General features: G+C 41.1%; 11 protein-coding genes. 5 read left to right on the top strand and 6 right to left on the bottom strand.

Features of this window, described 5'->3' with window-relative positions; all coding sequences use genetic code 11:
- Window positions 1-384: 384 nt before the first annotated feature.
- The 5 genes from ccmE to ccmA are packed head-to-tail and all read right to left on the bottom strand — an operon-like array spanning window position 385 to window position 3164.
- Window positions 385-876 (bottom strand): cytochrome c maturation protein CcmE, encoded by a 492-nt coding sequence (gene ccmE / locus AC19MV_RS22575; protein ID WP_432406003.1) that lies wholly within the window; start codon window positions 874-876, stop codon window positions 385-387.
- Window positions 860-1072, bottom strand: a complete 213-nt coding sequence (ccmD, locus tag AC19MV_RS22570) for a heme exporter protein CcmD (RefSeq protein ID WP_432405999.1) — start codon at window positions 1070-1072, stop codon at window positions 860-862. Before ccmD ends, ccmE begins: the two co-directional genes overlap by 17 nt.
- The gene (locus tag AC19MV_RS22565) at window positions 1072-1818 is read right to left on the bottom strand and encodes a heme ABC transporter permease (protein ID WP_432405996.1); all 747 of its coding nucleotides are present in this window, start codon (window positions 1816-1818) and stop codon (window positions 1072-1074) included. Before AC19MV_RS22565 ends, ccmD begins: the two co-directional genes overlap by 1 nt.
- The gene (gene ccmB / locus AC19MV_RS22560) at window positions 1818-2504 is read right to left on the bottom strand and encodes a heme exporter protein CcmB (RefSeq protein WP_432405993.1); all 687 of its coding nucleotides are present in this window, start codon (window positions 2502-2504) and stop codon (window positions 1818-1820) included. Before ccmB ends, AC19MV_RS22565 begins: the two co-directional genes overlap by 1 nt.
- A 9-nt stretch (window positions 2505-2513) precedes the next feature.
- Window positions 2514-3164, bottom strand: coding sequence for a cytochrome c biogenesis heme-transporting ATPase CcmA (gene ccmA, locus AC19MV_RS22555; RefSeq protein ID WP_498309995.1), 651 nt, complete (start codon window positions 3162-3164; stop codon window positions 2514-2516).
- A gap of 324 nt (window positions 3165-3488) precedes the next feature.
- Between ccmA and AC19MV_RS22550 the strand changes: the two genes are divergently transcribed.
- Window positions 3489-3782, top strand: coding sequence for a c-type cytochrome (locus tag AC19MV_RS22550; protein WP_188959323.1), 294 nt, complete (start codon window positions 3489-3491; stop codon window positions 3780-3782).
- Between the two features lie 123 nt (window positions 3783-3905).
- Here AC19MV_RS22550 and ccmI read toward each other — a convergent pair whose 3' ends face one another.
- Entirely contained in the window at window positions 3906-5159 is a 1254-nt protein-coding gene (gene ccmI, locus AC19MV_RS22545) for a c-type cytochrome biogenesis protein CcmI (protein ID WP_432405987.1), read from the bottom strand.
- Between the two features lie 418 nt (window positions 5160-5577).
- Between ccmI and AC19MV_RS22540 the strand changes: the two genes are divergently transcribed.
- The 4 genes from AC19MV_RS22540 (at window position 5578) to AC19MV_RS22525 (ending at window position 9199) form a co-directional block, all read left to right on the top strand.
- Window positions 5578-7551 (top strand): heme lyase CcmF/NrfE family subunit, encoded by a 1974-nt coding sequence (locus AC19MV_RS22540; RefSeq protein WP_432405983.1) that lies wholly within the window; start codon window positions 5578-5580, stop codon window positions 7549-7551.
- A gap of 15 nt (window positions 7552-7566) precedes the next feature.
- Window positions 7567-8121, top strand: a complete 555-nt coding sequence (locus AC19MV_RS22535; RefSeq protein ID WP_432405978.1) for a DsbE family thiol:disulfide interchange protein — start codon at window positions 7567-7569, stop codon at window positions 8119-8121.
- A gap of 5 nt (window positions 8122-8126) precedes the next feature.
- Window positions 8127-8603 carry a heme lyase NrfEFG subunit NrfF gene (gene nrfF / locus AC19MV_RS22530; protein WP_498309997.1) on the top strand — a complete coding sequence of 159 codons (477 nt, stop codon included), beginning with the start codon at window positions 8127-8129 and terminating at the stop codon, window positions 8601-8603.
- A 65-nt stretch (window positions 8604-8668) separates the two neighbouring features.
- Complete coding sequence (locus AC19MV_RS22525; RefSeq protein WP_498309996.1) at window positions 8669-9199, top strand: TlpA family protein disulfide reductase; 531 nt, start codon at window positions 8669-8671, stop codon at window positions 9197-9199.
- The last annotated feature ends 203 nt before the right edge of the window (window positions 9200-9402 follow it).

Raw genomic sequence — 9402 nt, 5'->3', positions numbered from 1 at the left:
TAAATGGTTTAATCCCATTTGATTACATCATGGCTTGCCTTAATGAACTGTGCCAACCAGCACCTGATATCGACAGCCTGTTACCATGGAATTTTAAAAAAGTAGGTGTGGTTCGCTAGACGGTTACTTTCTTTTTGTCTCGGTAAGTAGTCTTTGCTAGCATTTTTGATAGGCAGATAGGCAGATAGGCAGATAGGCAGATAGGCAGATAGGCAGATAGGCAGATAGGCAGATAGGCAGATAGGCAGATAGGCAGATAGGCAGATAGGCAGATAGGCAGATAGGCAGATAGGCAGATATAAACCTTATTCAAATTTAGAAAAAAATGCCAATCATCAGATTGGCATTTGTCTTTTCTAATATTAATAAGAGTTAAACTGCCTATTAATATTTATATCCTTCAGCCTGTTTATCAGTATATTCGGGCTTTTCATGTTTTTGGCCCATAGCTTCAGCTACTTCAGGTGGCATATAGTTTTCATCATGCTTTGCTAAGACTTCTGTTGCCTCAAGTTTACCTGATTCAATGAGCACTCCTTGCGCAACGATACCTTGACCTTCACGGAAAAGATCGGGTAATAAATCATCAAAAGTAACAATGACTTCACCACCTGCTGAGTCGTGTACGGCAAACTCAACATGCAAACTATTAGGGTCTCGTTTCATTGAACCTACAGTAACCATACCGCCAACACGAATACGTTGACCCACTTCTGGCATTACTCCAGTGTCGTTTTTCCCGTGTGTAATTTCATACGGTGTATAGAATAAATTAAGGTTTGAATTTAATGCATAGAGCAAAAGCGAAGCTACGGCTGCAACACCTGCAATCAACGCTACCGCTAAGGTTAATCTCTTTTTACGTCTTGGATTCACGGTTAGTACCTCTTGTTTCTTTAAGGCGTTGTTCACGCGTTATCTTTTTAGCAATTTCTATTAATACTTTACGTTTTTGTCTTACGCTCAAGGTAATTAATGTGGCTAAGGAGCCAAATGTTACACCATAAGACAACCATACATAAAACGCATAGCCACCCATATCTACAAAGTCTGCAAATGAATCAAACTGCATTACTTAGCCTCCTCTGCAGTAGCCAGTTCACGAACCCAAGGTCTCATACCATTACGGGCAAGAATTTCAGTTCTATAACGTACGAGTGTAATTGCGCCTATCATCATCCCAAAACCAACAATGTTGATTAATAATGGATATAACATATCAGTCGACATGGTCGATTTTTCAGTAATTCTAATTGTCGATGGCTGATGTAGGCTGCTCCACCAATCAACAGAATACTTGATGATCGGTATATTAATGACACCTACAATAGCTAAGATTCCAGCAGCGCGAGCGGCAAGAACCTTATCTTCAAACGAGGCATATAAGGAGATTACCCCTAGGTATAAAAATAGCAGTACGAGTTCGGATGTTAGACGTGCATCCCAAACCCACCATGTGCCCCACATAGGCTTGCCCCATGCTGCCCCAGTTAAAAGGGCTATAAAGGTAATTACGGCGCCAATAGGAGCAATTGCAGCTGCTGCCCAGTCTGCCGACTTAATTTGCCATACCAGTCCAATAAATGAAGCAATCGCCATGCCCATATATGCTGCCATAGACATTGAGGCCGCCGGAACATGGATAAAAATAATTCGATAACTATCACCTTGTTGATAATCTGTAGGGGCAAATAACAAACCCCAAATACTGCCAGTACCCACAAGTAATATTGCTAATACAGAAAACCATGGCAATAAGGTGCCCGATAATTTATATGCCCGTTCTGGGTCTGCGTAAGAATGTAGCCATTTCCACATTAGTTTGTACTCACACGTAAGGAGGCGCCAATTGCAAAAGGTGCCAAGATTAAAGAACCGACCAACATTGCCGCAAGTATCGCAAGTTGACCATCATAAGCTAGGTTTAGTCCGGCTGCATCTATGGCACTAGTAGCAAAAATAAGCACCGGAATATACAGGGGTAAAATCAATAAGCTGAGTAACACACCGCCTTTTCTCAAACCTACGGTTAGGGCAACACCAATAGCACCCAGTAATGATAATATAGGGGTACCTAATGCAAGTGTTGCCATTAATGCGCCATAGCTATTGCCGTCTAAGTGCAGTAAAACTGCAAGCAATGGTGCAACTAATATCAAAGGAACACCGGTTAATATCCAGTGAGCCAATACCTTTGCCAGAACTAAAAGTGACAGAGGTTGAGGGCTTAATAGCATTTGCTCTAAGGTGCCATCATTATAATCAGCTTTAAATAAACGTTCGAGTGACAACATTGATGCTAAGAGTGCTGCAACCCAAATAATCCCTGGGGCGACTCGGGTGAGCACTTGTGGTTCTGGCCCAATCCCTAATGGAAACAGAGTCACAACCAATATAAAAAACAATAACGGATTGAAAATATCCCCACGATGACGGATAGCAATGCGTAAATCACGCTGTAAGAGCGTCATGAATGCCGTGGTATAACTAATTCCTCGTTTCATTCAGATACCTTATACGAAGCGATAGTCGAGCGTGATTTTACGTAATATGTCATCACTAATAATGCTCATATCTTGGTGCGTCGTTAAAATGACACATCCTCCAGACTTAGCATGTTCAATGAACAACAGCTCTAACTCTTCTACGCCTTTTTTATCGATAGCAGTAAAGGGTTCGTCTAAAATCCATATTTTGCAATTACTGTGCTGTAATCTAGCGAGTGCTGTGCGTCGATGCTGTCCTGCAGACAAGTGTCCGGCAAGGGCTTCTTCAAATCCTGCTAGGTTAACTTTAGCGAGTAACTCAGTGGTATCAAAGTCATCATAGCCACTGATTCTTAAATTGAAGTTAAGATTTTCTTCTGCTGTGAGTTCACTCTTTACACCGGCTAAATGGCCTAAATAAAGTAAGTCGTGATTGAATTCATCACGACAACGTGTAATGTCTTCACCTAGGTATTCTACTTCTCCAGCGTATGGACGTGACAGACCCGCAATAATGCGTAATAAACTTGTTTTACCTGCGCCGTTAGGGCCTTCAATTTGGACGATATCACCAGCATTAATAGTAAAGCTGAGTCCATCAAATAATATGCGCTCCTCACGAATACAGGTTAATTCGTTGGCACTTAACAGTACTCTTGATTGATTTGAGATGGTCACTTATCCCTCTTATTTACGCGTGAGGATGAATTCAAAATGATACTAACACAAAGGCTTTTGTCGGTTTAGCTTTGTCTCAGACTAAGTGCTAGCAATTTGATATAGTTCCAAAAAACACAATATCAATTGAACTTTTTTAACGATTACTAATATATTACCTGAACTAGCCAGATTGTCTTGATTTAGAGACTAACCTGAGATTGTTATCACAAAAAGATGAGTTTTTTTGCTATTTGTAGTAATCTAGTGTGGCTAAAAAGAGTCTGCCTTCTAAATCAAAGGGCAGCGTTAAGCTTTGTATATTTGCAATTAGGAACGTTGAACATGAAAAAATTGTTAGCAATGACTGCAGTAGCTGCATTAACTTTGTCTGCGAATGTGTTTGCTCAAGAAGGTGAAGCTATTTACAACAAAGCGTGTCAAGTATGTCACAGCATGGGTGTGGCCGGTGCGCCAAAAGTTCATGATGCTGCTGCTTGGGAACCACGCCTAGCTAAAGGTTTAGATGCCTTAGTGGGTTCTGTAAAGTCTGGTTTAAATGCAATGCCACCAGGTGGTATGTGTACAGATTGTACAGACGATGATTACAAAAACGCTATCGAGTTTATGTCTAAGTAATTTTTCGACTAAACCAAAAACCGGCCTAATAGCCGGTTTTTTTATGGGTGCTTTTTGACAGATTTAACGATAGCTATATAAAACGTGTTACATAGCAATCATTTTTAGTCTTTTTTACTTATGTTATTGCACTAGCGTATCTAACGTTAATGTAGCGCTTCCACCCACTGCGATAGCATCAATAGTGCCCTTTAAGTCACCTGCTTGTGGTTTAACGCTGCCATTTTTAGATAGCACCGCAATCACTTCAACCTCTTTAGCTGAGCTCAAGGTTAAATCGCCGCCCATAGACGTGCTGTCATCTAACGTTATGGTTGTTGGTAAGTTCGCCGCGCTAATCTTTATTGCCGCTAACGGAACTTTAGGACCCTGGGTCGCACGGGCAAAGATAAATATTGTATCTGTTGCACTAACCTTGTCTGCTAGTTCTTCTGAAATAGTGACTTCTATTGCCAATGTTTTAGCGTTTACTGTAGCAACACCATTGTGGTTAGTGTCATTAGGCATTGTGTCTGCTGTTTCGTTCATGCGCATTTTGGCTGATTCAATCGCATTCATTAATGCAGTGCGATCTACATCGTTGCGATCGCTGTCTAAAATCATTTGCCAGGCTGCAATCGCTTTGTTGTAGTCAGCGGTAAAGAAAGCATCCATACCAACAAGCAATAATGTTGAAGGATCTTGAGGGTCTAAAGCCAGTGATTGATCAATAACCGCTTGGATGTCAGGCGTGATTTTTTGACCTGCTTTATAATATAGTGCAGTTGCTTTAGGACCAAGTAACTCGGCATGTGTGCCAACTAATGCCATCACTTTATCAAATGCTGCTACTGCTTTGTCATATTGGTTAGCTGAAACGTAAGCGTGACCTAGACTAAACCAAGCTTGGCTATCATCAGGTTGTGCTTGCACTTTTGCTTCCATCATCTGCACTCGTTGCGACATGATTTGAGCGGGATCCATGCCTTGATGAGGATTATTAGCTTGAGGTGGATTGGCTAACTCGTTGTAAGCGCCTAGTTGCTGGTAGAAGTAACCTGAAATGGCGAGCAAACAAATGGTCATAAAAGCAGGCCATAATGCACTCTTAGGCTTAATCTCAACATCAAGTGAGTCATCACCTTCTTGCTTCATATCCTGAAGTAAGTTGATCTCAAGTTCTTTCTTTAAGGCATCAAATTCGGTTTTGTCTAACATCTCATCTTGCAATTCTTTTTCAAGTATTGCTAAACGTTCACCATAAAGTTCAAGGTTAGTTTGTCTACGAACGCCAGCCTCTTCTGCTTGTAATAGCTTTTGTTGGCGAAAGTGAGGAACCCAAATCATGATTAGGCCGATGAGTACGACAAGCGCAATAAAAATCCAAAATGTGGTCATTGTTTAAATATTCACTTTTAGGTTAACAGAAGAAGCGGTGTTTACCGCAGTGCTTGGAAGTTTGATTATACGTAAAGATTATTAATTGAATAGTAATATAAGGAAGATATGAATCCAAATCCTGAGAGTTGCGTACTGGTTCACAGATTGGATGTGTTTGTTAAATTGTCTGAAACTTTATAATTCCTCTTGTGTCATATGCCAATACTAGGGATTCATTTTGATTACTTAGATGTTCATAATGAGACTGGAGACCCAGTTTTGTACGAAAAGGGCAGACAGATGCAACAGCAAGTTCTAAAATGCGTTAAAATTCGTTTAAGCTAATGTGCGTATATTTAGTTTCGATGCATTGATTGATACTGTCGTGGTTTGTTTGTTTCAAATCCCGCTTAATTATTTAGACTAAGGAATACCCATGATTCCAGAACTTGGACATTTCTCGCTAATTCTCGGTTTGGCTTTTGCCCTACTGTTAGCGTCTGTACCGTTATATGGTGCCGCTCGTAAAGACCAGTATCTTGTTCGTTATGCTTGGCCACTGACCTACGGAATGTTTTTCTTTATCAGTCTTTCTGTTATTACCTTAGCCTACAGCTTTGCGACAGATGACTTCTCTGTTGCTTACGTCGCGCATCATTCAAACTCACAGTTACCCATCTTCTTTAAAATTGCTGCTGTTTGGGGTGGTCATGAAGGGTCATTACTGTTTTGGGTTTTTGCGCTATCCGTTTGGGCAATGTCTGTCGCTATCTTTAGTAAAGGCTTAGAAGAAGTCTTTACTGCAAGGGTATTGTCAGTCCTTGCGATGATAGTCGTTGGTTTTACTTTATTTATGGTCTTGACCTCTAGCCCATTCGAACGGTTATTTCCGATCCCAATGGAAGGACGAGATTTAAACCCAATGCTGCAAGATGTGGGGCTGATTTTCCATCCTCCAATGCTATATCTGGGTTACGTGGGGTTCTCAGTATGTTTTGCATTTGCTATTGCAGCACTAATGAGTGGTCGACTTGATTCTGCATGGGCACGCTGGAGTCGTCCATGGACACTGGCAGCCTGGATATTTTTAACCGGTGGTATCTCACTTGGTTCTTGGTGGGCATATTACGAATTAGGTTGGGGCGGCTGGTGGTTTTGGGATCCAGTTGAAAATGCATCATTTATGCCTTGGTTAGTTGGTACGGCTTTGGTGCACTCATTAATTGTGACGGAAAAGCGTGGCGCATTCCGTAACTGGACCGTACTACTTTCTATCTTTGCATTCTCATTGAGTCTGTTAGGTACCTTTATTGTGCGTTCAGGTGTTTTAACATCGGTGCACTCATTTGCTGCAGATCCAAGTCGTGGTTTGTTTATTCTATTATTACTTGGCCTTGCCGTTGGTGGTTCGCTAACTCTATTTGCATTCCGTGCTAATGAGATGAGTAGCCCTGCGCGATTTGAACTTAAATCGAAAGAAACCATGTTGCTAATCTGTAATGTGCTACTTACAGTTGCAGCAGGTACGGTACTACTAGGAACATTATATCCATTACTGATAGATGCACTGGGTATGGGTAAAATTTCTGTTGGGCCTCCATATTTTAACGCTGTATTTGTTCCTATTGTGCTTGTGCTATTTGGCTTTATGGGCATCGGTCCAATCATTCGTTGGAAAAAATCAAAAGCCGGTGAAATTAGACGTCAATTATTAGTACCGGCAATTATCTCATTAGTAATAGGTGCAGCTGTGCCGTTTATTGCTGGTGGTGAGTTTGATGCGTGGGTTATGGCTGGTGTCGCGGCAACGTCTTGGATTATGCTATCAACACTCCGCGCTGGATATAATATTGTAAGCCAAAAAGAAGGTGGTATTAGCCTGAGTCGAATCAGTCGTAGTCAGCTAGGTATGATGATTGCTCACTTTGGTATTGCTGTATCAGTACTTGGCGCAACAATGGTATCTAACTACTCAATTGAAAAAAGTGTGCGAATGGGCCCAGGTATCTCACAAGAGTTAGCTGGCTATACCTTTAAGTATTTAGAAACCAAAAATGTTGTTGGTCCTAATTACACCGCGCAACAAGGTCAGATTGAGATTTATAAAGACGATGAACTTATCACTTTATTAAAGCCAGATCGCCGTCAATATAACGTGCGGACGATGGACATGACCGAAGCGGGTATCGATTGGGGACTATTCAGAGATTTATATGTCACCATGGGTGATCCAATTAGCTTAACTGAGTTTGCAGTGCGCCTAAACTATAAGCCATTTGTTCGTTGGTTATGGTTTGGTTCTATCTTTATGATGGTGGGTGGATTCCTTGCTGCATCTGATAAGCGCTACCGTGTAAAGCAAGTCGCACAGCAGCAAGAAGCCGCTAAAGCAAAATTGGCTACAGCATAATCACTCGGAGACACTATGAAGAAGTTTGTACTGTTTATACCCCTCGTTATATTTTTGGGTATGGGCGTGTTCTTATACAAAGGATTATTTTTAAATCCAAAAGTGCTTGATTCTGCCCTAGAAGGAAAGCCTGTACCGGCTTTCCAACTTGAGCGACTTGAAGTAGCGACTGAAATACTGACCGAGAAGAATCTTGCTGGCAAAGTAACAATGCTTAACTTTTGGGCCACATGGTGTCCAGCCTGTAAGTATGAACACCCATATTTATTGATGCTGTCAAAACGTAATCTACTACCTATATATGGTATTAATTACCGTGACGAACGAGCATTAGCAATCAAAGAGCTGCAGACTCAAGGTGATCCATATACTTTGAATATTTTTGATAAAGATGGCCGGTTAGGTTTGGATCTTGGTGTGTATGGTGCGCCAGAAACATTTATTGTCGATCATAATGGCATTATACGTTATCGCTATGCGGGCCCTATTGATCAAACGGTGTGGACGGAAACTTTATACCCAATGATCCAACAACTCCAAACCGAAGCTAAAGCAGATGGGGCATCTTAATGAACATGGTGACTAAATTATTAATCTGTTTTGCTAGCGTACTATTTACGGTATCAGCTTTTGCTACGCCAGTAGATACTTACGAATTTAAATCGACAGATAACCAAGAGCGTGCATTGTCACTAGCGCATCAATTACGTTGCCCACAGTGTCAGAACCAAAACTTAGTGGATTCCAACTCACCTGTGGCCCAAGACTTACGTCTTGAAGTATATAAAATGGTCGACAGCGGTAAAGCAGATTCTGAAATTATCGACTTTATGACCAGCCGCTATGGTGATTTTGTGCTTTATAAGCCAAAGCTTGATGCTAAAACCTATGTTTTATGGTTAGGTCCAGCAGGTTTATTAGTGTTTGGTTTGCTTATCGGGTTTATATTTGTGCGTAAACAACGAATTCAAACCACAGAAGCGGAAACTCTCACACCAGAGCAACAAGCAGAACTTGATGCTCTACTAAATAAAAACAAGGCAAGTAAATAAAACGTGGAGTAACAACATTGAAAAAGTGGCTTGCGATAATACTATTTAATGTACTGCTAATAAGCATGACCAATATAGTGAGTGCATACCCAGGTATGCAGCAACAAACTCAACAAGTCACTCAATCAACACTCGAACGAATTAATATATTACCCCAACCGTTTCCAATTGCACTCGTGGACTTCACGAATGCAATTGGTAAACAGGTTAACTTCGAACACTATAAAGGTAAGGTTGTTGTAGTGAACCTTTGGGCAACATGGTGCCCACCTTGTGTAAGAGAGCTTCCTGCTTTACATCGTTTAAACCAAACGCTCAATGCTGAGCAATTTGTACTATTACCTATTTCAATCGATGCCGATTCAACAGTGGTAAAACCTTTCTTAACGGATTTGGGTTTACCTGCATTTAATTCCTACTTTGATCCACAGCAAGAATTACGTGATGTATTCCCGCTTGATACAATACCAGCAACATTTATCTTAAATGAGCAAGGTGAGCTGGTGGCTTATGTCCGTTCATATGTCGATTGGGACGATGAAAACGCGATAGCCTTTCTAACTCAATTCAGAAAAAACACCGAAAAAGCACAATAAACCAGCATAAAAGCATTTAAAAAGCTTAAAAGGATCGTTTTTGGTGAAAAGATCGCCAAGCGATCCTTTTTTGTCTAAAAAGGGGTTGCACTAAATCTCATGGTGCCTATAATGCGCATCCACTGACACGGCAGACAGCGAAAGCGGTCACCGGGTTAGGTTGAATGAAGTGGTTATTAACACTGAGTTCAAGGCGAAAAGAA

The sequence above is a fragment of the Shewanella sp. MF05913 genome, from assembly GCF_059758095.1.
This window is presented reverse-complemented; position numbering and strand designations above follow the sequence as displayed.